The organism is Massilia norwichensis (assembly GCF_024753245.1).
In the GTDB taxonomy this organism is placed as follows: Bacteria; Pseudomonadota; Gammaproteobacteria; order Burkholderiales; family Burkholderiaceae_D; genus Telluria; species Telluria norwichensis.
Map to the genome: position 1 here is coordinate 143,544 of NZ_JANUGX010000011.1, position 23,110 is coordinate 166,653.

16 protein-coding genes and 1 pseudogene are annotated in these 23,110 nt (G+C 64.9%); 13 read left to right on the plus strand and 4 right to left on the minus strand.

The annotated features are described in order from the left end of the window. Positions 1-18: 18 nt before the first annotated feature. From NX782_RS11485 to NX782_RS11495, 3 genes are all read right to left on the minus strand, one after another. Positions 19-1,503: a hypothetical protein gene (locus NX782_RS11485; RefSeq protein ID WP_258845586.1), complete on the minus strand. Its 1,485-nt coding sequence runs from the start codon at positions 1,501-1,503 to the stop codon at positions 19-21. After that, positions 1,500-3,008 (minus strand): hypothetical protein, encoded by a 1,509-nt coding sequence (locus NX782_RS11490; RefSeq protein WP_258845587.1) that lies wholly within the window; start codon positions 3,006-3,008, stop codon positions 1,500-1,502. Before NX782_RS11490 ends, NX782_RS11485 begins: the two co-directional genes overlap by 4 nt. Before the next feature lie 106 nt (positions 3,009-3,114). Beyond that, entirely contained in the window at positions 3,115-3,633 is a 519-nt protein-coding gene (locus NX782_RS11495) for a DUF3828 domain-containing protein (protein ID WP_258845588.1), read from the minus strand. 135 nt (positions 3,634-3,768) lie between these two features. On the opposite strand from NX782_RS11495, the gene NX782_RS11500 reads away from it, so the two are divergent. The 5 genes and pseudogenes from NX782_RS11500 (at position 3,769) to NX782_RS11520 (ending at position 9,279) form a co-directional block, all read left to right on the plus strand. Next, positions 3,769-4,821, plus strand: a complete 1,053-nt coding sequence (locus NX782_RS11500) for a M29 family metallopeptidase (protein ID WP_258845591.1) — start codon at positions 3,769-3,771, stop codon at positions 4,819-4,821. Between the two features lie 33 nt (positions 4,822-4,854). Continuing rightward, complete coding sequence (locus tag NX782_RS11505) at positions 4,855-5,694, plus strand: phytanoyl-CoA dioxygenase family protein (RefSeq protein ID WP_258845592.1); 840 nt, start codon at positions 4,855-4,857, stop codon at positions 5,692-5,694. A 106-nt stretch (positions 5,695-5,800) separates the two neighbouring features. Continuing rightward, complete coding sequence (locus NX782_RS11510) at positions 5,801-6,271, plus strand: helix-turn-helix transcriptional regulator (RefSeq protein WP_258845593.1); 471 nt, start codon at positions 5,801-5,803, stop codon at positions 6,269-6,271. A gap of 82 nt (positions 6,272-6,353) precedes the next feature. Then, positions 6,354-7,829 (plus strand): annotated as a pseudogene (locus tag NX782_RS11515) (serine hydrolase domain-containing protein). Positions 7,830-8,010: 181 nt separating this feature from the next. Continuing rightward, positions 8,011-9,279 (plus strand): glucan 1,4-alpha-maltotetraohydrolase domain-containing protein, encoded by a 1,269-nt coding sequence (locus tag NX782_RS11520; protein WP_258845594.1) that lies wholly within the window; start codon positions 8,011-8,013, stop codon positions 9,277-9,279. Here the strand turns inward: NX782_RS11520 and NX782_RS11525 are convergent. Further along, on the minus strand, positions 9,258-10,676 hold the full coding sequence (locus tag NX782_RS11525; protein ID WP_308632928.1) for a GGDEF domain-containing protein: 1,419 nt from the start codon (positions 10,674-10,676) through the stop codon (positions 9,258-9,260). The two genes, NX782_RS11520 and NX782_RS11525, sit on opposite strands and share 22 nt — an antisense overlap. Between NX782_RS11525 and lplT the strand changes: the two genes are divergently transcribed. The 8 genes from lplT to NX782_RS11565 all read left to right on the plus strand — a co-directional run bounded on the left by lplT (position 10,606) and on the right by NX782_RS11565 (position 23,109). Continuing rightward, complete coding sequence (gene lplT, locus NX782_RS11530; protein ID WP_258845595.1) at positions 10,606-11,832, plus strand: lysophospholipid transporter LplT; 1,227 nt, start codon at positions 10,606-10,608, stop codon at positions 11,830-11,832. The two genes, NX782_RS11525 and lplT, sit on opposite strands and share 71 nt — an antisense overlap. Before the next feature lie 77 nt (positions 11,833-11,909). Beyond that, positions 11,910-12,083 carry a hypothetical protein gene (locus tag NX782_RS11535; RefSeq protein ID WP_258845596.1) on the plus strand — a complete coding sequence of 58 codons (174 nt, stop codon included), beginning with the start codon at positions 11,910-11,912 and terminating at the stop codon, positions 12,081-12,083. A gap of 150 nt (positions 12,084-12,233) precedes the next feature. Further along, positions 12,234-14,702 (plus strand): M1 family metallopeptidase, encoded by a 2,469-nt coding sequence (locus tag NX782_RS11540; protein WP_258845597.1) that lies wholly within the window; start codon positions 12,234-12,236, stop codon positions 14,700-14,702. A gap of 117 nt (positions 14,703-14,819) precedes the next feature. Next, positions 14,820-17,216 carry a M1 family metallopeptidase gene (locus tag NX782_RS11545; RefSeq protein WP_258845598.1) on the plus strand — a complete coding sequence of 799 codons (2,397 nt, stop codon included), beginning with the start codon at positions 14,820-14,822 and terminating at the stop codon, positions 17,214-17,216. Positions 17,217-17,311: 95 nt separating this feature from the next. After that, positions 17,312-19,756, plus strand: a complete 2,445-nt coding sequence (locus NX782_RS11550) for a M1 family metallopeptidase (RefSeq protein WP_258845599.1) — start codon at positions 17,312-17,314, stop codon at positions 19,754-19,756. After that, the gene (locus tag NX782_RS11555; RefSeq protein WP_258845600.1) at positions 19,753-20,277 is read left to right on the plus strand and encodes a DUF6702 family protein; all 525 of its coding nucleotides are present in this window, start codon (positions 19,753-19,755) and stop codon (positions 20,275-20,277) included. Before NX782_RS11550 ends, NX782_RS11555 begins: the two co-directional genes overlap by 4 nt. 14 nt (positions 20,278-20,291) lie before the next feature. Beyond that, on the plus strand, positions 20,292-22,310 hold the full coding sequence (locus NX782_RS11560; protein WP_258845601.1) for a TonB-dependent receptor: 2,019 nt from the start codon (positions 20,292-20,294) through the stop codon (positions 22,308-22,310). A 46-nt stretch (positions 22,311-22,356) separates the two neighbouring features. Then, positions 22,357-23,109, plus strand: coding sequence for a 2OG-Fe dioxygenase family protein (locus tag NX782_RS11565; protein ID WP_258845602.1), 753 nt, complete (start codon positions 22,357-22,359; stop codon positions 23,107-23,109). Position 23,110 lies beyond the last annotated feature (1 nt).

Sequence of the window (23,110 nt, forward strand, 5' to 3'; positions counted from 1 at the left end):
GTATTTTTTATAGGTGGCTCATCGTCCCAGCCTGACCTGGGCGCCTTCGCGCAGGTCGATCAACTGGTGGCCGAACAGCGTCGTCTTCAGGCTGGCCACCTGCTGGCCCGCCTTGTCGTAGATCGGTTGCGTCGCACCCACCCGCGTGTGCACGGTGCGCAGTTCGTCCTCGACCGTCAGCTGCACGCGGCGCGGCCGGCCATAGGCGTAAGCGGCACCGGCGCCGGCCGCCAGCAGGGCCAGGGCACCGGCAATCGCGGCCAGCAGCGGCCCGGAACCGTAATGCACCCGCACTTCCAGCGGCAGCACCGCGGTTGATGCCTGGATCTCGGCGGGCGGCGTGAAAATCTCCGGCAGCGGATCGCCCGGGAACAGCGCCGCCATGCGTTCGCGGAAGGCCTGCGACAGCACCAGCTTCTGGCCGGCCAGGTGCAGCTCGATCTGACCGGGCAGCACATAGGCCGAGCCGGCGGACTGCAGGGCTTCCATCGACCATTTGCCGGGCAGTTTCGCGACCGGCAGCTGCATGCTGGAAGCCAGCGGCTCGGCCTTGCCCGGCGCCAGCTGCTGCACGGCGTGGCGTGCCAGTTCGATCGGGCGGTTTTCGCCGGCCAGCATGGAACGCGCGCTGAGCGTGGCGCCGGCGATCGTGTACGGGTAGATCGTGTTCTCGAGCTGCCACTGGATGCGGGTGCCGGGCGCCACCGCATCCGGTTCGACGTCGGCGTGCAGGCGGCCGCCGGCATCCATCGCCAGCGCCACGCCGGGCGCGCCTTCGACGCGGCGCGGTACCAGGCGCACGGTGTCGCGGTCGAGCGGTTTCAGGCGCGCCGGCGGCTCGGTGATCACGCGCTGCACGCGGCCGGATGCCAGCAGCGCGTCGAGGGCGCGGCTGCCTTCCTTCCCAGCCGCGAACACATACACCATCAAGCCGTTCGCGCTGTAGTGCGCGCCCTTGACCGGCATGCGCAGCGGGAAGGCCAACGCCTTGTCGATCGCGGCGCCGCGGTGGATCAGGGCATAGAACTCGCGGTTGCGCTGGGCGGTCGCCTGGTCGTTGTTGGGGCTGTTGCGGTTGTTCGTCACCAGCCAGACCAGTCCTGGCTTGCCGGCCAGCACCCGGTCCAGGGCGGCGTCGACGGCCTCGCCGAGGTCGGTGTCGGCCAGCGCCTGGCCGCCGGGCTTCCTCGCCGTCTCCAGGCCTTGCAGCGCGGCCTGCACGTGGCCATGCACCGACTTCGCATCGACCTGTTCGGACAGCAAGGCACGCGGCGAGGGAGCGCCGGGCAGCGACTGGTTGAAGGCGGCCAGCACCAGCGCATCGCCGGGCTGGGCGACGCTGCTGACCAGTTCCGTCACCAGCGGCTTGAAGCTCGAGTTTGGGTCGCTGTAGAAGGGTTCCATCCAGCCCGAGTTCTGCACCAGCACCACGTGCGGGATGGCGAGGGCCAGCCCCGGCAGGCCAGCCGCGAGCGCGATGACAAAGGCGAGCGCGCGCCTCACGACAGCTCTTCCAGGTGCCAGCCGCGGATCCGGTTCCAGTCTGGGTGGTGCAGCCAGAGGTGATTGGCGTACACGAAGGGCAGGCACTCGAGCGGACGCGACAGGCGTGCGATCTCGTCGAGGATGACGTTGCGCCGGCCTATCCATTCGACCGTGGTGCGGGCGATCACGCGGTCGGCCAGCGCGTCTTCGGCGCGGCCGGTGTATTTGTGGAAGCGCAGCACCAGCCCGCTGGGCTGGGCGCGGTTGTTGTTGAAGCTGCGCAGCAGCGGCAGCACCAGCGAATCGTCTTCGTTCTGGTCCTCGACGTGTTCGCCAGACCAGGGTTCGTCGACCACCGGATGGCCGCGCCGGAACAGCAGGTTGGCAAAGCCCAGGCGCGCGCCATCGATCGGTTCACGCTGCGGCCGTTCGACGCCGAGTTCGAGGAAGCAGTAGGACAGGCCGTCGTGCCCGATCAGCCACATGCGGCCATCGCGGCTCAGGGTCGGCCCGCCGAACTGCAGGCGCGGCAGCCAGGTATCGGGCCAGGGCAGGAAGCGCGGCGCCTCGCCCGGGCGCCACAGCAGCTGGCCTTCGTCGTGCAGCCAGAATAGCTGGCCGTCGTAGCCGATCGGACGGCTCCAGCCGGACAGCGGCAGCGCACCGCAGTCGTATTGCGGGCCGGGGGCGAGGTCCGCATCCAGCGCACACAGCACCAGCACGCCGGCATTCCCGCGCACCAGGCAGGCCAGCTGGCGCCGCATCGTGCCCGGCGCCGCAGCCAGCGGCGCGGCCAGCACCGGTTCCAGCCGGTAGGTCTCGTTGATCGGGTTGATCCACAGGCGGTACAGGCCCTGCGCGGTCGGCACCAGGCCGACTTCGCCGCGCCGCGGGGCCAATGCCGGCAGCCAGCCGTAATCGGATGCGCCGAAACGCAGATCGGCCGTGCCCTCTTCCGGCACCAGCACATGCCACAGCTCGCCGAGCGGGTCCCAGTACTGCAGCACGCCGCGGCCCGGCGCCAGGGCCAGCAGGCGCTGTTCCGGAAAACCGTAGCCGGCGGCGATGAAAACGCATTGCGCGTTCGGCGGCGGCGGCATCGAGGCGTCGAAGCGGCCGATACTGGGCGCGGCGGGACGTTCCTCGAGGCTGTCGCCGAGCGGCAGCGAGGTCACCGGCAGGCCATGCGGCACGTGGCGCGGCAGCAGTTGGTCGGCATGCTGGCCCCACCAGTCGGGCCCACGGCGGGCGCTGCCGGCCAGGCGTTCGAGTGGACGTCCACAGGTGGGGCAAAACGAGAAACCTTCGGGGTAGATAGGCGAGTGCTCGCAGCCTTCGCTGCCGTCTTCATTGGCGCAGCGTGGCAGCGAGGCGCCGAGCAGGTGCGCGAAGTCGGCCATGCGTCCACGCGCATGGGCGCGCCAGTCGATCCGCCCCAGCCCTTCGCTGGCGGCCAGCTCGAACTGGCCGCTGTTCTCGTCTTCCAGCCAGACGCTGGCTGGTGTTTCCCATCGGTATGCCATTGGGTTTGCCGTCGCCCCCGCTCGTTATCCTTTTGGAATCATAGCGCCGGCATGGGGGGGCGCGGCGCCCCGTTCACGAAAGGAGCGCGGGGCGGTGCTTCACGGATCAAATGACGGGCTGTTCAGCGGAACTTCTGGACGCATCGACGGCCGCAACCTGGCGGATCTTCCAGACGCCGTTCTCGAGCACCATCGATAGCGCCAGCGTCTGGCGCGGACCGGCATCAATGCTGGCGTCGCCCAGGGTGACGAGGACGTCCGCCGTGCCCGCGCGCTGGCGCACCGTGGCGGCCCGTACGCTGCGCTGCCAGGCCGGCCGGTAGCTGGCGGACTGGATGAAGTAATCGCGCTGCGGCAAGCGGCCGGCCTGCAGGCGTTCGACCAGCCGCGCCGCCAGTTCCCTGGCCACGTAGCGGGTGAAGGTGTCGTAGCGGTCGCTGAGGGGGTCCTGGTCGGCGCTCAGGGCTTCCAGATACCAGCCGTAGAACTCGGTCGCGACGACCTCCGGTGGCCGCGCGCCCGCTTTCACTTCCAGTGCGCGCGCAGCCGGGGCCGCGGCCAGCATCAGCGCCAGCAACAAGGCCAGGAAATTAAGAATAGGAAATTTTCCCTTTAGAATCAACATGATAAGACCTCCGCCAGCCAAACTGTGCAGCAAAGCCGGCCTGGCGTCCGTGAGCTGCCGCAAGCCGCGCCGTAGCCGCTCGGTACCGCTGCGGCAAGGCTATAATGACGGGTTGCTTCCCACCGTTTTGACGCCATGACCGCCACCGCGCTTTCCACCGCCGACCTGCCCGCCTCCGCCATCGACGCCGCCACCGCGCACCTGCGCGACGTGCTGGCGATCGCGCTCGAACACGGCCCGGGACGGCGCGCACTGGTGGTGTTCGACGGGCGCACCGGCCTGTCCCGCGCACTGGTCGAGGCCTACCGCCGCAACCTGCCCGAGGCCGTCTTCATCGACTTCGACAGCGTCACGCCCGATACCGTGCTGGCCGCCTTCAAGGACTACGCGGCGGGCGACCTGGTGGTGCTGGTGCAGTCGACCAACTTCCGCCTCGACGGCTTCCGCCTGCGCGTCGAACTGTTCAAGCTGGGCCTGAAAGTGATCGAGCACGTGCACCTGTCGCGCATGCCGGGGGCGCAGGGCGACCACTACATCGAAGCCCTGGCCTACGACCCGCAATACTTCCGCGGCGTCGGCCATGCCCTGAAGGCGCGCATCGACGTGGCCAGGCGCGCCGAGGTGCATGGCGGCGATGCCGTGCTGGTGTTCGACTCGCCGCTGGAATCGGCCAAGCTGAACGTCGGCGACTACAGCGCGATGAACAATGTGGGCGGCCAGTTCCCGATCGGCGAAGTGTTCACCGAGGCGCAGGATCTCGAAGCCGTCAGCGGCCGCGCCCAGGTCCACGTGTTCGGCGATACCTCCTACCTGGTGAACCGCCCGGCTGCGCCGATCACGCTGGTGATCGAGCGCGGCCGCGTGGTCGATGCGGAAAACGTGACGCCCGAATTCCAGCAGGTGCTGGACATCATCCGCCGCGACGAAGGCGAGGTCTGGGTGCGCGAACTGGGCTTCGGCATGAACCGCGCCTTTACGCGCGAGCGCCGCGTCGACGACATCGGCACCTACGAACGCATGTGCGGCATCCACTTGTCGCTGGGCGCCAAGCACGGCGTGTATGCGAAACCCGGCTTCAAGCGCAAGGACGCGCGCTACCACATCGACGTGTTCGTGGTGACCGATGCGGTGTATCTCGACGATGAGCGGGTGTATGCGGATGGCGGCTGGACGGTGGCGGCGTCGTAAAATACGCGCTCGTTCAACGGAGACTTCACCACCATGCTGACCCAGGAACAGCGCGCGCAGTACCAGCGCGACGGCTATATCGTCATCCCGAATTTCAAATCGCCCGATGCGATCGCAGGCCTGCGCGCACGCGCCGAACAAATCGTCGATGCCTTCGACCCGGCGGAATCGCGCGCCGTCTTCACCACGCGCGACCAGGAAAACGCCAGCGACGCCTGGTTCCTCGGCTCGGACAATACCGTGCGCTGCTTCTTCGAAGAGGAAGCCTTCGACGCCAACGGCCAGCTGAAGCAGGCCAAGGCCCTGTCGATCAACAAGATCGGCCACGCCATGCACGACCTCGATCCGGTGTTCGAAGCGTTTACGCGCGATGCGCAACTGGCGGCGGTGGCGCGCGACCTGGGACTGGAACAGCCGCAGGTCTGGCAGTCGATGTACATCTTCAAGCAGCCCGGCATCGGCGGCGAAGTACGCTGGCACCAGGACGCGACCTTCTTCGATTCCACGCCGATCAGCGTGACCACCTTCTGGTTCGCACTGGAAGACGCGACCATCGAGAATGGCTGCCTTTGGGTCGAACCGGGCGGCCACCGCGGACCGCTGCGCGAGCGCTTCCTGCGCGATGGCCAGCAGATCACGATGGAAAAGCTCGACAGCACGCCGTGGCCGGACGATTCGACCGCCGTGCCGCTCGAAGCGAAGGCCGGCAGCCTGGTGTGCTTCCACGGCCTGCTGCCGCACTACTCGGCGCCGAACCGGTCGCCGGTGTCGCGGCATGCGTTCACCTTGCATGTGACCGATGCGCGCACCGCATACTCGGCGCGCAACTGGATTCAGCGGGATGCCAGCTTGCCGGTGCGCGGGTTCGACTGATTTCTTTCTCGACCAGTATTTTTATCGAGGTCGACGTGGACATCGTCGACTTCCTCGAACCAGCATTGAAAATGCAGCGCATCCAACTTCTGGCATCCAGACCATCATGAGCAAACGAAACCCGATGGATAAGGCTCAGGCCCGCGAACGGCGCAACCAACTGCTGGAATCCGCCGCCGCCGCCAACTTGTCGCTCACTGAAGGCGTACGAGAGATGCGACCGATTTCCGGGATGACGCAAGAGGAATTCGCACAGCATCGCGACGTCAGCCCGCGCGTCATCAAGGCGCTAGAGCTGGGACAGGGAAATCCGACGGTGGCAACCTTGAACCGAATTGGGGAGTTCTTTGGGGTGGAGGTAGGGTTTGTACGGGTCAGGCGTGCTGCAGCAGTTACAGAGCCGCTGCCGCAACACAAGGGCGACGAACCTAAAATTCCTGGCGAACTAGATTTGTCTACTTTGCAAAACATGTTGACAGTCCATGAATCACTAATTGCCGACCTACGGAAATATATGAAGGGGCTTGAAAATCCAAAAGTGGCATCACAAAGGAAACGGAAACCTCAATCCTCGTAAGGTGAAAAAGATATTTCTTGCTGAAGAGATATTGCACATCGATAATGGTTAACGAATAGATAACCATCTTGATGGAGTCCGTATGTTCAGCATACCGGCGAAACTTCTAGCTTTTCTCACTGCAGTACTAACCTGCACCGCCGCCCAGGCCGCTGACGGCGACATCCGCCGCCGCATCGAACAAGGCCTGCGCCCCGCCGTCGCCTTGCAAGGCAAACCCGTCCCCACTACCACCCTCGAAGCCGAGATGCAGCGTTTGCACGTGCCCGGCGTCAGCATCGCCGTCGTCCGCGAAGGCAGGATCGCCTGGGCCAAGGGCTACGGCGTCGCCGTCAAGGATGGACAGCCGGTCACGCCGGACACGCTGTTCCAGGCTGCCTCGATCAGCAAGCCGGTTACCGCTTTCGCCGCGCTGCGCATGGTGGAAGCCGGCAAGCTCTCGCTCGACGCCGACATCAATACCTAACTGACGACCTGGAAGCTGCCGCCCGGCCCCAAGGGAACGCATGCCACGCTGCGCCAGCTGCTGTCGCACACGGCCGGCACCACGGTGTCGGGCTTCCCCGGCTATGCGCACGACGCCAAGGTGCCGACCCTGCTGCAGGTGCTGGACGGCGCGCCGCCCGCGAACACCAAACCGGTGCGGATCGAAACGGCGCCCGGCACCGAATGGAAATATTCAGGCGGCGGCTACACAGTGGTCCAGCAGGCCATGATCGACGCCGGCGAAAAGCCCTTCGGCGAGCTGGTGGCCTCGAGCGTGCTGGCGCCGCTCGGCATGGCAAACAGCACCTTCGCCCAGCCCTTGCCGGCGGCCCTGCTGCCGCGCGCCGCACTGCCGCACGACGCCAAGGGCGAGCCCTACAAGGGCGGCGCCTACACCTATCCGGAACTGGCCGCGGCCGGCCTGTGGACCACGCCCAGCGACCTGGCGCGCTTCGCCATCGGCGTGCAGCGCACCGCCAAGGGCCAGCAGCCGCCGGCGTCCGGGCGGGTCCTGCTGCCGCCCGATCTGGCGCGCGCCATGCTCACGCCGGTGAAGAACGGTTACGCGCTCGGCTTCGAAATCGAGGGCAAGGGTGCCAACCGTGCCTTTACCCATGGCGGCAGCAACATGGGCTTCCAGAACTCCCTGTACGCCTACGTCGAACGCGGCGACGGCATCGTCGTGATGACCAACGGCGATGCTGGCGCCGAGCTGGCGCAAAGCATCCTGCGCGCGGCTGCCTTCGAATACCGCTGGCCCGGCAACCAGACCACGATGCGCAAGGCGGTAGAGCTCTCGCCGGCAAAGCGCAGGGCGCTGCTCGGCACCTACGAGATCAAGGGACTCGGCACCTTCGAGATCGCGGAACAGAAGGGCAAACTGGTGCTGGGAATCCGCGAAGGCGTGATCGAGCCGCTGTACGCCGCCCCCGGCTCGCCGACCAAACTGTTCGTGCTGTCGCGCGAACTCGAACTGCACATGGCGAAGGACGGCAGTCCAACCGGCCGCCTGCACGCAGGCGCCTTCGACGTGGCTTTCAAGCGCGTCAAGCCAGCGCCCGGGGCGCACTGAGCACATTGCCTCACATCAAGCCGCCAGTATTAAAACTACAAAGCGAGCTTGAATTCGATTGACACACAATTTGGCTCGCTCAACAATCTCTGCACCGGAGATGACGAGACGCGCGCACGCAAAAACTCCGACCCGTAGTAAAAGTACTGAAACCAATACGTACAAATAACGGAGGAGAACAATGAAGAACGCAATCGCTGCCGCTCTGGCCGCAGGCATCCTGCTGTCCGCAAGCCAGGCCGGCGCCGCCACCCCGGCGCAGCAGGCCGGCGGCAGCAACGCCATCCTGCTGCAAGGCTTCCACTGGAATTCGGCGGGTTACGCCGGCCCCGACTGGTACAACACCCTGCTCAACAACGTGGCCGACATCAGCAGCCTGGGCGTCACCCACGTCTGGTTCCCGCCGCCCTCGGATTCGGGCGCGCGCGAAGGCTACCTGCCGCGCCAGCTGAACAAGCTCGATTCCAGCTACGGCAGCACGGCCGAACTGACCAACGTGATCAGCGCCTTCAAGAGCAAGGGGGTCAAGGCGATCGCCGACGTGGTCGTCAACCACCGGGTCGGCACCACCGGCTGGTCCGACTTCACCAACCCGAACTGGACCACCTACACCATCGTCAACAACGACGAGTGCAATTGCGGCCTGGGCGCGGGCGACACCGGCGACGGCTTCAGCGCCGGACGCGATCTTGCGCACACCAACGTCGGCGAAGTCCAGAACGGCATCATCAACTGGCTGAACTACACGCTCAAGCCGATCGGCTTCTCCGGCCTGCGCTTCGACTACGTGAAGGGCTTCGGCGCCAACTACGTGGGCCAGTATGCGAACGCCTTCGGCGCCGAGTTTTGCGTCGGCGAGCTGTGGCCGAACTTCGACATCAACAACATCGACGCCAACCGCCAGGCGCTGATGAACTGGATTAACGGCACCAGCAACAGCTGCGGCGCCTTCGACTTCACCACCAAGGGCATCCTCAACGACGCCCTCGCCAACGGCAATTACTGGCGCCTGAAGGCCACCGACGGCAAGCCGCAGGGCGCGATCGGCTGGTGGCCGGCGATGATGGTGACCTTCGTCGACAACCACGACACCGGTCCGGCCGAAAGCTGCGGCAGCGGCCAGAACCTGTGGCCCGCCCCCTGCGGCAAGGTGATGGAGGGCTATGCCTACATCCTCAGCCACCCGGGCATCCCGACCGTGTTCTACCCGCACATCTACAACTGGAACCTCAAGACGCAGATCGCGGCGCTGATCAAGGCCCGTAAAGCGGCCGGCGTGAACTCGACCTCGGCGGTGTCGATCCAGCAGGCGACCCAGGGCCTGTACGCGGCGATCGTCACCGGCAGCACGCGCCAGCTGGCGATGAAGATCGGCCCGAACAGCTGGAGCCCGGGCACCGGCTGGACCCTGCAGACCTCGGGCACCAACTACGCGGTCTGGATGAAGTAAGCCTTCCCCACGTCCACGCCATGCACGCTGACGTGGTTGCGTCCGTGCTGCTTGGCGTGGTACATCGCCTCGTCGGCGCGCTTGAGCACCTCTTCCCATTGCGTATCGCCCGGCTGGGCCGCGGCCAGGCCGACGCTGACCGTCATCGGCAGCGCCAGTCCGTGTGCGAATATCGGCGTGCCGGCCACCAGTTCGCGCAGGCGCTGCGCGATGCCCTGCAGGTCGGCCAGCGTGCCGCCATTGACCAGCACCGCGAACTCTTCGCCGCCGATGCGAAACAGCGCGTCGTAGCCGCGCAGGGCGCGCGCGGCGAGCCTGGTGACGTGGCAGATCGCGGCGTCGCCGGTGCTGTGGCCATAGCGGTCGTTGATCGACTTGAAGTGATCGATGTCGAAGGTGATGAAGAACAGCGGCGTGCCGGTGCGCTGGCAGCGGTCGAATTCGCGGCGGGCGATGTGTCGTGCAGGGCGCGGCGGTTCAGCCACCCGGTCAGGACGTCGGTGCGCGAAGCGCGGCGCAGCGCCAGCTCCTGCTGGTGGGTGACGATCAGCGCGCAGGCCATCGTCGCCACCGACAGGAACACCAGCACGAACAGCGAGCCCGAGGTCTGCAGGAACTGGCTGCCCATGAAGGTGAGCACGCGGTCTTCGCTGACCAGCATGTAGATGGCACGCGCGCTCATCTGCGCCATGAACAGCAGCTCCAGCACCATCAGCGGCCGGTAGGCGGGTTTGGCGCCCTCGTCGGGCTGGCGCCACAGCAGCCAGACCACGCCGAGGTTGATGGCGACCACGACCGGCGTGAACAACAATAGACGGTGCAGCACCGAGCCCAGGGTCCAGGGCAGCGCGTGCACGGCCAGCACGCCCAGTGCCAGCAGCAACAGCAGATCGTAGCGCGGCCGCAGGGACAGGTGGCGGCGCACGCCGACCAGGATGCCGGCATGGCCGGCAATGTAGAACATGTTGGCGATGGCGGGCGCGGCCGCGTGGTCGGGATGGATCTTCAGGGCCACGGCGCCGATGATATTGGTCGCCATGAAGCACAGGCCGCTCAGCGACCAGTCCAGCAGGCAGCGCTGGCGCGAACTTGCGCGGTAGAGCAGCAGCATGCTGGCGGCCATGACGCCGGCCACCATGGCGGAAGCCACGACGAGAGTAAACGAATCCATGCTGATCCCCGACGACCGAACGCTGCAGTAACGATGAATGCCTGGAGTATAAAATTATTGTCGTCAGGTAAATCTCCCACATTGTTTCAAACGAAGCGAAACCGGGTGCCTGCAAGGCTGTGATATAAGTGCACTCCAACCACCGAGCCGTGCCCATGAAACCCGCTTTCTTCGCCATCGTTGGTGCCCAGTTCTTTTCGTCGCTGGCCGACAGCGCGCTGTTCATCCTGTGCGTGTCGCTGGTCACGACCCTGGCCTTTCCGGAGTGGATGACGCCGATGCTGAAGATGGGCTTCGTGCTGTCCTACATCCTGCTGGCCCCCTTCGCCGGCGCCTTCGCCGACATGTTCCCGAAGGGCCGCGTGATGCTGGCGACGAACACGATCAAGATGCTCGGCTGCTCGCTGATCCTGGCCAAGGCCAATCCCCTGCTCGCGTATGGCATCGTCGGTTTCGGCGCCTCCGCCTATTCGCCGGCCAAGTACGGCATCCTGGCCGAAGTCCTGCCGGCGCGGCGCCTGGTGGCGGCCAACGGCTGGATCGAAGGCAGCACCGTGGTCGCCATGATCCTCGGCACCATCCTCGGCGGGCTCATTTCCGCCAACCAGCACACCATCGCCTGGCTGCTGCGGGTCACGCCCGCCCACGACGGCATCATGGACACGCCGGTGAGCGCGGCGGTGCTGGTGATCGTGCTGACCTATTTCGTGGCCGGGGTCCTGAACTTGTGCGTGCTGAACGCCGGCCCCCGCTATGCCAAGGCACGCCGCTCCCTGCCCGCGCTGCTGCTCGATTTCTACCGCTGCAATTCGACGCTGTGGCGCGACCGCGAGGGCCGCGTATCGCTGGGCGTGACCTCGCTGTTCTGGGGCGCCGGCATGGTGCTGCAGATCCTGCTGCTGGCCTGGGCCCGGTCGGCGCTCGGCCTCAGCCTGGACAAGGCGGCGGCGCTGCAAGGCGTGTTCGCGCTCGGTGTGGTGATCGGCGCCGCCATTGCCGGCAAGACGGTGCCGCTGGTGCGCTCGATGGCGGTGATGCCGGTCGGGATCGTGCTGGGCGTCGGATTGTGCGCGATGGTCTTCGTGCACACGGTGCAGGTGGCGCTGCCGTTGCTGCTGGCGATCGGCGTGCTGGCCGGCCTGTTCGTGGTGCCGATGAATGCCATTCTGCAGCACCGCGGCCATAGCCTGATGAGCGCCGGACAATCGATCGCGGTACAGAATTTCAACGAGAACCTGGCTATCCTGGCAATGACGGCCAGCTATGCGATGGCCTTGCAGATCAAGCTGGAAATGAACACGGTGCTGGTACTGCTGGGCATCCTGATCGCGCTCACGACGATTTATCTGCGCGCCGTGGCGAACTCGGCCCGGCATGCATAAGCTTTGCTCATAGTTGACATCAATATATTAGGTTTGCCTATAATAAATTTAAGTCAACTTCATGCGTAGAGGTAGCCATGGCCGTCATCTCGCTGGTGATCCAGATTCTCGGGTTCATCTTCCTCATTGCAGGCTTCCGCGGCGGCAACCGCAACATGCTGCTCGGCGCCGCCCTGCTGCTCTGGTTTGGGGCCGGTTCCAGTGACTTTGTGCACGGCTTCATCGAAGGCGTTCACAGCGCCGGCGCCTGAGCGCCCTGCCTGCCTATACAACAGTATCGAAAACGCCACATTGCGGCAAATCAATGCTTTGTAACAAGCTTGTTACAAATCAAGCGAACCATTGCTTTAGAGGGAAGACTAGAATATTTTCTTTCTTTCAACCTCTATAGCAGGGTAAATATGATACGTTTGCCGATCGCCTTGGCGGCCTTATACCTCAGCGCATTAACGCCTGCGGCGCTCGCCGCCCCGTATGGCGGCGAGCCTTTCGACGACAAGTTCCGCCAGCTCGACGAACTACTCCCTACGCCGACCACGATCCGCACCGCCTCCGGCGCACCGGGTCACGCCTACTGGCAGCAGCGCGCCGACTATTCGATCCGCGCGACGCTGGATGAGGCGAACCGTTCGATCACCGGCGCCGAGACGATCACGTATCACAACAACTCCCCCGACACGCTGACCTACCTGTGGGTCCAGCTCGACCAGAACATCTACAAGCCGAACTCGGATACGCGCACCAGCGCCACCGTCCGTTCGCGCGACGCCTGGGACAAGCCGCGCGGTCCGGACGACGGCATGAAGTTCGACCAGCTGCAGACCCTGATGACCGCCCGTACTTTCGATGGCGGCTTCAACATCAAGTCGGTCAAGGACAGCGGCGGCGCCCCGCTCCACTACGTCATCAACCGCACGATGATGCGCATCGACCTGCCGCAGCCGCTGAAGCCCGGCGCCAAGGTCGCGTTCTCGGTCGAGTGGTCCTATAACATCAACGAGCAGAAGGTGCTCGGCGGCCGCTCGGGCTACGAAAAGTTCGACGACAAGAACGACCTGTTCGAGATCGCCCAGTGGTTCCCGCGCATGGCGGCCTACTACGACGTGACCGGCTGGCAGCACAAGCAGTTCCTGGGCACCGGCGAGTTCACGCTGGAGTTCGGCGACTACGACGTCGCCGTGACCGTCCCGGCCGACCACATCGTCGCTTCCACCGGCGAACTGCAGAACCCGGGCGACGTCCTCACCGCGACCCAGCGCCAGCGTCTCGAGCAGGCGCGCACCGCCAAGCAGCCGGTCGTGATCGTGACCCAGCTTGAGGCCGAAGCCAAGGAAAAGACCCGCGCCAGCGGCACCAAGACCTGGCGCTTCAAGGCCAGGAACGTGCGCGACTTCGCGTTCGCCTCGAGCCGCAAGTTCATCTGGGATGCCCAGGGCTTCAAGAAGGACGCGACCAACGTGATGGCCATGTCCTACTACCCGAAGGAAGGCAATCCGCTGTGGGAGAAGTACTCGACCCAGGCCATCATCCACACCATCGACCAGTACAACAAGTACTCCTTCGACTACCCGTACCCGGTGGCGATTTCGGTGAACGGTCCGGTCGGCGGCATGGAATACCCGATGATCTCGTTTAACGGTCCGCGTCCGACCAAGGACAAGAAGACCGGCGAGCTGACCTGGTCGAAGCGCACCAAGTATGGCCTGATCGGCGTGATCATCCACGAGGTGGGCCACAACTACTTCCCGATGATCGTCAACTCGGACGAGCGCCAGTGGACCTGGATGGACGAAGGCCTGAACAGCTTCGTGCAGTACCTGGCCGAGCAGGCCTGGGAAGAAAACTATCCGCAGTCGCGCGGCGAACCACGTTCGATCGTCGACTACATGAAGAGCGCCGGCCAGCAGCCGATCATGACCAACTCCGAGTCGATCACGGCATTGGGCGCGAACGCCTACGCCAAGCCGACCGCCGCCCTGAACGTGCTGCGTGAGACCGTGCTGGGCCGCGAGCTGTTCGACTTCGCGTTCAAGGAATACGCACGCCGCTGGAAATTCAAGCGTCCGACCCCGTCGGACTTCTTCCGCACCATGGAAGACGCCTCGGGCACGGACCTCGACTGGTTCTGGCGCGGCTGGTTCTACACCACCGATCACGTCGACGTCAGCGTGGACGGCATCAGCGAGTACACCATCGGCACGAAAGACCCGGAAATCGAAAAGGCCTGGAAACGCGCGCAGAAGAATGCGGAGCCGGTCTCGATCACCGACCAGCGCAACAAGGGCACGCTGCCGCGCCGCCTGGATTCCCATCCGGAGCTGAAGGACTTCTACAACGAGCACGACGAGTTCACGGTCACCAACAAGGACCGCAACAAGTACAACGAAGCGCTCGAAGGCATGGAAGACTGGGAAAAGGCGCTGCTCAAGGAAGGCAAGCACCTGTACCTGGTGGACTTCACCAACAAGGGTGGCCTGGTGACCCCGCTGGTACTGGAGATCACCCTGGCTTCCGGCAAGAAGTACGTGGAACGTGTGCCGGCCGAAATCTGGCGCTACAACCCGAAGAAGGTCACGAAGCTGATCATCACCGACGAGCCGATGACCGGCCTGGTGCAGGACCCGTACTGGGAAACCGCCGACACCGACCAGAGCGACAACGCCTGGCCGCGCAAGGCGACCCCGTCGCGCCTCGAACTGTTCAAATCGCAGCGTCCGCAGGACGACATGATGAAGGACTATAACGAGAAGCTGAAGACCAAGGAAACCAAGGAGTCGAAGGACGACAAGGCCACCAAGGACGCCAAGCCGGAAGTCAAGGCCGCGGCCGACCAGGGCGCAGCAGCAGCACCAGCAGCAGCAAACAAGTAAGACCGTAGGGTGGGCACCCCGTGCCCACGCGTGACGCCACAACATGGCGGCGCCACGCGTGGAACATGGCGTGCCCATCCTCCGTTTGAGACCGCAAAACATACATATAACAAGCACATGAACTTCAAGCGCCTGCCCGCCAGCCTCGCCGCCCTGAGCCTGATCGCCTCCCTCGTCAGCCCTGCCGTCGCCCAGCAATTCGACGACAAGTTCCGCCAGCTCGACGAACTCCTGCCCACGCCCACCGACACCCGCACCGCCTCGGGCGCGCCGGGCCACGCCTACTGGCAGCAGCGCGCCGACTACAAGATCCGGGCCAGGCTGGACGAAGCGAAGCACGCCATCATCGGTTCCGAGACCGTCACCTACCACAACAACTCGCCGGACACGCTGCACTACCTGTGGCTGCAACTGGACCAGAACCTGTTCAAGCCGAACTCGAACGGGCGCACCTCGGCTACCGTGGTCTCGCGCGAAGCCTGGGCCAGGGCGACGCCGGAAACCGGTGTGAAGTTCGATGCGATGCGCACCATGCTGGAATCGCGCCTGTTCGACGGCGGCTTCAACATCACCGCGGTGAAGGATGCCGGCGGCGCGCCGCTGCGCTACGTCATCAACGGCACCATGATGCGCATCGACCTGCCGCAGCCACTGAAGCCGGGCGCCAAGCTGTCCTTCGGCGTCGACTGGCACTACAACATCAACAACCAGAAGGTGGTGCACGGCCGTTCGGGCTATGAAGGCTTCGACGACAAGAACGACCTGTTCGCGATCGCCCAGTGGTTCCCGCGCATGGCGGCCTATTACGACGCCCACGGCTGGCAGCACAAGCAGTTCCTCGGCGCCGGCGAGTTCACGCTGGAATTCGGCGACTACGACGTCGAGGTCACGGTGCCGTCCGACCACATCGTCGCCGCCACCGGCGAGCTGCAGAACCCGGACGCGGTCCTGAGCCCGGCCCAGCGCGAGCGCCTGAAGCAGGCGCGCACCGCCAGGCAGCCGGTGCTGATCGTGACCCAGGCCGAGGCGGAAGCCAAGGAAAAATCCCGCGCCGAGTCGACCCGCACCTGGCGCTTCCGCGCGAAAAACGTGCGCGACTTCGCCTGGGCTTCGTCGCGCAAGTTCATCTGGGATGCGCAGGGCTACAAGAAGGACGGCACCGATGCGCTGGCGATGTCCTTCTATCCGAAGGAAGGCAACCCGCTGTGGGGCCAGTACTCGACCCAGGCCGTGGTGCATACCCTCGAGCAGTACAACAAGTATTCGTTCGACTACCCCTACCCGGTGGCCATCTCGGTCAACTTCGACGTCGGCGGCGGTATGGAATACCCGATGCTGTCGTTTAACGGCCCGCGTCCGACCAGGGACAAGAAGACCGGCGAGATCACCTATTCGAAGAACACGAAATATGGCCTGATCGGCGTGATCATCCACGAGGTCGGCCACAACTACTTCCCGATGGTCGTCAATTCGGACGAGCGTCAGTGGACCTGGATGGACGAGGGCCTGAACAGCTTCCTCGAGTTCCTGGCCGAAGAAGCCTGGGAAGAGAAATTCCCGATCTCCTACGGCGAACCGCGCATGATCGCGAGCTACATGAAGAGCCAGAACCAGGTGCCGATCATGACCAACTCGGAATCGATCGTCCAGTTCCTCAACAACGCCTATGCCAAACCGGCCACCGCGCTGAACGTGCTGCGCGAGACCGTGCTGGGCCGCGAGCTGTTCGACTTCGCCTTCAAGGAATACGCACGCCGCTGGAAGTTCAAGCGCCCGACCCCGGCCGACTTCTTCCGCACCATGGAAGACGCCTCGGGCACGGACCTCGACTGGTTCTGGCGCGGCTGGTTCTACACCACCGATTACGTCGACGTCAGCATCGACGGCATCAGCGAGTACACGGTCGGCACCAAGGACCCGGAAGTCGAGAAGGCCTGGAAGCGCGCACGCCGCAACGAGGAACCGGTCTCGATCACCGAGCAGCGCAACAAGGGCACGCTGCCGCGCCGCCTCGACGCGCATCCCGAACTGAAGGACTTCTACAACGAGCACGACGAGTTCACGGTCACCAACAAGGACCGCAACAAGTACAACGAGACCGTCGAAGGCCTGGAGGATTGGGAGAAGGCGCTGCTCAAGGAAGGCAAGCACCTGTACCTGGTCGACTTCAGCAACAAGGGCGGCCTGGTGACCCCGCTGGTGCTGGAGATCACCCTGGCTTCCGGCAAAAAGTACGTCGAGCGCGTGCCGGCCGAAATCTGGCGCTACAACGCGAAGAAGGTCACGAAGCTGATCATCACCGACGAACCGATGACCAGCCTGGTGCAGGACCCGTACTGGGAAACCGCGGACGTCGACCAGAGCGACAACGCCTGGCCGCGCAAGGCGACCCCGACTCGCCTGGAGCTGTTCAAGTCGCAGCGCGGCGGCGATGACCTGATGAAGGACTATAACGAGAAGCTGAAGACCAAGGACGAGAAGGCCAAGGACGAAGAAAAGCCGATCGCCAAGTAAACCGTAGGGCGGGGCTATTCAGGCCAGTGGCCTGAATAGCGTGCCCACGCATCATTCAACGCACATGGTGGGCACGGGGTGCCCACCCTACGAACATGAAACATCTCGCTACCCGCCTCGCCACACTGAGCCTGATCGCCTCGATCACCGGCACCGCCTTCGCCCAGCAATTCGACGACAAGTTCCGCCAGCTCGACGAACTGCTGCCGACGCCCACCGACACCCGCACCGCCTCGGGCGCCCCGGGCCACGCCTACTGGCAGCAGCGCGCCGACTACAAGATCCGCGCGCAGCTGGACGAAGCCAAGCGCGCCATCACCGGCGTTGAAACCGTCACCTACCACAACAATTCGCCGGACACGCTGAACTACCTGTGGGTGCAGCTGGACCAGAACATGTTCCGCGCCGACTCGGATAACCGCAACATCTCGAGCTACCCGTCGCGCGAAGCCTGGCGCACGGCCGGCACCGGCGGCCAGACTGGCCTGCAGTACGAAGCCGCACGCTTCCTGGTCGAGAGCCGCAAGTTCGACGGCGGCTTCAAGATCGCCAGCGTCACCGGTACCGACGGCAAGCCGCTGCGCTACGCGATCAACAAGACCATGATGCGCATCGACCTCGACCAGCCGCTCAAACCGGGCGCGCGCGTCTCCTTCAACATGAGCTGGTCCTTCAACGTGCCGGAGACGAACGTGCTGGGGCGCCGCATGGGCTTCGAGCGCTTCGACAAGGAAGACAAGAACGACCTGTTCGAGATCGCCCAATGGTATCCGCGCATGGCGGCCTACTACGACGTCCACGGCTGGCAGAACAAGCAGTACCTGGGCGACGGCGAATTCACGCTGGAATTCGGCGACTACGATGTCGAGGTCACGGTGCCGTCCGACCATATCGTCGCCGCCACCGGCGTGCTGCAGAACGAAGGCGATGTCCTGAGCAGCGCCCAGCGCGAGCGCCTCAAGCAGGCCCGCACCGCCAGGCAGCCGGTCGTCATCGCCAGCCAGGCGGAAGCCGAAGCCCGCGAGAAGGGCCGCGCCACCACGACCAAGACCTGGCGCTTCCGCGCGAAAAACGTGCGCGACTTCGCCTGGGCCACCAGCCGCAAGTTCATCTGGGATGCGCAGGGCTTCAAGAAGGGCGATACCGACGTGCTGGCCATGTCCTTCTACCCGAAGGAAGGCAACCCGCTGTGGGAAAAGTACTCGACCCAGGCCATCATCCACACCATCGACCAGTACAACAAGTACTCCTTCGACTACCCCTATCCGGTGGCGATCTCGGTGAACGGTCCGGTGGGCGGCATGGAATACCCGATGATCTCGTTCAACGGCGGCCGTCCGACCAAGGACAAGAAGACTGGCGAACTGACTTATTCGCGCAGCACCAAGTATGGCCTGATCAGCGTGATCATCCACGAGGTCGGCCACAACTACTTCCCGATGATCGTCAACTCGGACGAGCGCCAGTGGACCTGGATGGATGAGGGCCTCAACTCCTTCATGCAGTTCCTCGCCGAGACCGCGTGGGAAGAGAATTACCCGGCCCGCCGCGGCGAAGCACGCAACATCGTCGACTACATGAAGAGCCGCAACCAGCAGCCGATCATGACGAATTCCGAGTCGATCACCAACCGCGGCAGCAATGCCTACGCCAAGCCGGCCACCGCGCTGAACGTGCTGCGCGAGACCGTGCTGGGCCGCGAGCTGTTCGACTTCGCCTTCAAAGAATACGCTCAACGCTGGAAGTTCAAGCGCCCGACGCCGGCCGACTTCTTCCGCACCATGGAAGACGCCTCGGGCACGGACCTCGACTGGTTCTGGCGCGGCTGGTTCTACACCACCGACGCGGTCGACGTGAGTGTGGACGGCATCAGCGAGTACACGATCGGCACCAAAGACCCGGAAGTCGAGAAGGCCTGGAAGCGCGCGCAGAAGAATGCGGAACCGGTCTCGATCACCGACCAGCGCAACCAGGGCACGCTGCCGCGCCGCCTCGACGCGCATCCGGAACTGAAGGATTTCTACAACGAGCATGACGAGTTCACGGTCACCAACAAGGACCGCAACAAGTACAATGAAACCATGGAAGGCCTGGAAGACTGGGAAAAGGCGCTGCTCAAGGAAGGCAAGCACCTGTACCTGGTCGACTTCAGCAACAAGGGCGGCCTGGTGACCCCGCTGATCCTCGAGATCACGCTCGCCAGCGGCAAGAAGTATGTCGAACGCGTGCCGGCTGAAATCTGGCGCTACAACCCGAAGAAGGTCACGAAGCTGATCATCACCGACGAACCGATGACTAGCCTGGTGCAGGACCCGTACTGGGAAACCGCGGACGTCGACCAGAGCGACAATGCCTGGCCGCGCAAGGCGACCCCGTCGCGACTGGAACTGTTCAAGTCGCAGCGGCCGCAGGATGACATGATGAAAGACTATCAAGAGAAACTGAGCGAAAAGTCGAAGACAAAAGAAGCCAGGAAAGACAGCAAGGAAGCCGTCAAGGCCGAACAGCAGTCCATCGAAGCCGGCAGGAAGGTTGAATGAATCCGAAACGCTTCATCCGCGGTTTTCTGAGCAGGTGCCTGGGCGCCGCCATCCTGGCGGGCGCCTGCGCGCTGGCGCCGGCACCGCTGCTGGCCCATAACTTCCATGCCGGGATCACCGACATCAGCTACAACGAACGCACCGGCAGCACCGAGATCGTGCACACCTACATGGCGCACGACGTCGAGGCGCTGCTGACCAATCTGTACCAGCGCCAGTTCGACCTGTCCGATCCCGACGACCAGGCGGTGTTCCGCAAGTACGTCGAGAAGCAGTTCTGGCTGGCGGACAAGGACAAGCGCCGTCTGCCCCTGAACTGGGTCGGCATGACGGCCGACGCCCAGAACGTCATGGTGTTCCAGGAAGTGCTGCAGACACCGAGCGCGAAGGTCGAGTTGATCCACGACGCGGTGCTCATCGACTTCATGCCGGACCAGCTGAACACCGTGAACCTGACGGTGGCAGGCAGCCTGCGCACCTTCGGCTTCAGCAGCAGCCACACCGAGCTGTCCGTCCACTGAACATAGATTAAGCAATGCATCTCCGTATCCTGCCCTGCGCGCTGGCCGCGCTGTTTTCGCACACCCATGCCCATGCTGACGACTTCGTGATCCAGCGCGTGCTGGTCGAAGGCGCACGCGCCAGCCAGCTCGGCATCGCCGATTCCGCCAATGCCGGTAGCGTCAGCCAGAAAGAGCTGGAAATGCGCACCATCTACCGTCCCGGCGAACTGCTGGAGGCGGCGCCCGGCCTGATCGCCAGCCAGCACAGCGGCGAAGGCAAGGCCAATCAGTTCTACCTGCGCGGCTTCAACCTCGACCACGGCACCGACCTCGCCACCTACATCGACGAGATGCCGGTCAACCAGCGCTCGCACGCCCACGGCCAGGGTTGGACCGACCTGAACTTCCTGATCCCGGAACTGACCGCCCGCCTCGACTACCGCAAGGGTCCGTACTCGGCGCGCGAGGGCGATTTCGCCTCGGCCGGCAGCGCGTCCATCACCTACGCGAACCGCCTGGTGCGCGACGTCGCCACCCTCAGCGTCGGCCAGAACGGCTATGCGCGCACGGCGCTGGCGGCGTCGAAAGATGCGCTAGGGGGCGCCCTCACCTATGCGCTGGAACTGCTGCACAACGACGGCCCCTATACCCATCCGGACGACTACCAGAAGGTCAACGGCGTGCTGCGCTACAGCCGCGGCTATGCCAACAACGGCTGGAGCGTCACCGCGATGGCCTACCATGGCCGCTGGAACTCGACCGACCAGATCCCCGAGCGCGCAGTCGACGAGGGACGGATCGGCCGCTTCGACGCCATCGACGATACCGATGGCGGCGAGGCGCGCCGCTACAGCCTGTCCGGCGTGTGGCGCCAGACCACCGCCGATTCGGCCTCGAAGGTGAGCGCCTACCTGATCCGCAACCAGCTGGATCTGTGGTCGAACTTCACCTACTTCATGAACGACCCGGTGCACGGCGACCAGTTCGCCCAGCCGGACCGCCGCGTCACCAGCGGCGTCAACGCCCAGCACACCTGGCACGCGCACCGCAGCGACACGGTGACTTCCGACCTGAGCGTCGGCCTGCAGGCGCAGAACGACAATATCTTCAACGGCCTGCTGCACACGCAGGCGCGCCAGACCCTGGACACCACGCGCCAGGACCACATCGTCGAGACCAGCCGCGCCGCCTGGATCGAGAGCGCGACGCGCTGGGGCGAGTCCTTCCGCAGCATCGTCGGCCTGCGCGCCGACGGCTACCGCTTCCGCGTCAAGAGCGACCTGACCGGCAAGGCGGCCAGCGCCAGCGACACCCTGCTCAGCCCTTCGCTGAACCTCGTGTTCGGCCCCTGGAAGAGCAGCGAGCTGTATCTGAATTATGGCCAGGGCTTCCACAGCAACGATGCGCGCGGCGCGGTCACCAGCAGCGAGCCGCTGGTGCGCTCGCGCGGCATGGAGATCGGCCTGCGCACCGAGGCGATCCCGAAGATGCAGACCGCGCTCTCGCTGTACCGCCTGGATTTCGATTCGGAGCTGAGCTACGTCGGCGACGAAGGCACGACCGAGGCCGGCTCGCCGAGCCGGCGCATCGGCATCGAGTTTTCGAACTATTACAAACCCGTGAAGTGGCTGTCGATCGACTTCGATGCCGCGTTCGCGCATGCCCGCTCGCGCGAAGTGGAAGCCGGCCAGGAGCGCATCCCCGGCGCGGTGGAAGGCGTGGGCCAGCTGGCCATCACCGCCAGCCAGCTCGGCAAAGATGGCGCCTGGGAGGGCGCGCTGCGCCTGCGCTACTTCGGCCCGCGCCCGCTGGTCGAGGACAACAGCGTGCGCTCGCACGCCAGCACCACGCTGAACGGCCGCATCGGCTACCGGATGGCGAAGGACCTGCGGCTGGAGCTGGAGGGCTTCAACCTGGCCAACAAGCGCGTGTCCAGCATCGACTACTACTATGCCTCGCAACTGCGCGGCGAAGCGGAGGCGCGCGAGGACATCCACTTCCACCCGCTCGAATCGCGTTCGTTCCGCCTGACGCTGATTAAGAACTGGTAGGGTGGCTCTCCGAGCCCACGCGTTCGAAAAATGCTACGCTAGCGAGATGACTACACCGCAACCACCCTATACCGACCCGGCACGCATCGTCGATGCGCTGCGTACGGACGGCTATGCGCTGCTGCGTCCGCAGGACGTGGCCAGCCTGGCCAGCTGCTCCCTCGACGCGCTGCAGGCCCTGGCGCCGAGCTGGGACCGCCTGGAACTCGACAACTACCTGAAGGACGGCGGCCGCTACCGCCGCCGGCGCCACTCCTGCTTCGTCGACGACGGCACGGCGCTGACGCAGAGCCCGCACCGCGCGCACTGGCAGCCGGTCGAGTACAACGCCCTGCACGGCGGCATGCACCGCCTGTTCGTGCCGATCGAGCCGGCCACCGTCGAGCAGCCGGCCTGGAACCAGCTGCTGCGCGCCCTGGGCGGCGTCTGCACCGCGGTCAAGGGACCGCAGCCCTGGTACGTCGAAGCCCACCAGTTCCGCATCGACACCGCCGACGGCATCGGCCGTCCGACCCCGGAAGGCGCGCACCGCGACGGTGTCGACTTCGTGGCCGTGATCCTGATCGGACGCGAGAACATCAAGGGCGGCGAGACGCGCGTGTTCGAAGCCGACGGCCCGAAAGGCCAGCGCTTCACCATGCTCGAGCCCTGGACCATGCTGCTGCTGGACGATGCGGCGGTGATCCACGAATCGACGCCGATCCAGCCGCTGGGCGAGCACGGCCACCGCGATACGCTGGTGCTGACCTGGCGCGCCGGCAGCTTCCAGGGCGACGACGTCGAGCCGACCGGCGCTTGAG

Excerpts from the sequence above, each read along its gene's own strand:
- NX782_RS11490 (WP_258845587.1), bottom strand. The coding sequence starts at position 3,008 with ATGGCATACCGATGGGAAACACCAGCCAGCGTCTGGCTGGAAGACGAG.
- NX782_RS11495 (WP_258845588.1), bottom strand. The coding sequence starts at position 3,633 with ATGTTGATTCTAAAGGGAAAATTTCCTATTCTTAATTTCCTGGCCTTG.
- NX782_RS11500 (WP_258845591.1), top strand. The coding sequence starts at position 3,769 with ATGACCGCCACCGCGCTTTCCACCGCCGACCTGCCCGCCTCCGCCATC.
- NX782_RS11505 (WP_258845592.1), top strand. The coding sequence starts at position 4,855 with ATGCTGACCCAGGAACAGCGCGCGCAGTACCAGCGCGACGGCTATATC.
- NX782_RS11510 (WP_258845593.1), top strand. The coding sequence starts at position 5,801 with ATGAGCAAACGAAACCCGATGGATAAGGCTCAGGCCCGCGAACGGCGC.
- NX782_RS11520 (WP_258845594.1), top strand. The coding sequence starts at position 8,011 with ATGAAGAACGCAATCGCTGCCGCTCTGGCCGCAGGCATCCTGCTGTCC.
- lplT (WP_258845595.1), top strand. The coding sequence starts at position 10,606 with ATGAAACCCGCTTTCTTCGCCATCGTTGGTGCCCAGTTCTTTTCGTCG.
- NX782_RS11525 (WP_308632928.1), bottom strand. The coding sequence starts at position 10,676 with ATGAACAGCGCGCTGTCGGCCAGCGACGAAAAGAACTGGGCACCAACG.
- NX782_RS11535 (WP_258845596.1), top strand. The coding sequence starts at position 11,910 with ATGGCCGTCATCTCGCTGGTGATCCAGATTCTCGGGTTCATCTTCCTC.
- NX782_RS11540 (WP_258845597.1), top strand. The coding sequence starts at position 12,234 with ATGATACGTTTGCCGATCGCCTTGGCGGCCTTATACCTCAGCGCATTA.
- NX782_RS11545 (WP_258845598.1), top strand. The coding sequence starts at position 14,820 with ATGAACTTCAAGCGCCTGCCCGCCAGCCTCGCCGCCCTGAGCCTGATC.
- NX782_RS11550 (WP_258845599.1), top strand. The coding sequence starts at position 17,312 with ATGAAACATCTCGCTACCCGCCTCGCCACACTGAGCCTGATCGCCTCG.
- NX782_RS11555 (WP_258845600.1), top strand. The coding sequence starts at position 19,753 with ATGAATCCGAAACGCTTCATCCGCGGTTTTCTGAGCAGGTGCCTGGGC.
- NX782_RS11560 (WP_258845601.1), top strand. The coding sequence starts at position 20,292 with ATGCATCTCCGTATCCTGCCCTGCGCGCTGGCCGCGCTGTTTTCGCAC.
- NX782_RS11565 (WP_258845602.1), top strand. The coding sequence starts at position 22,357 with ATGACTACACCGCAACCACCCTATACCGACCCGGCACGCATCGTCGAT.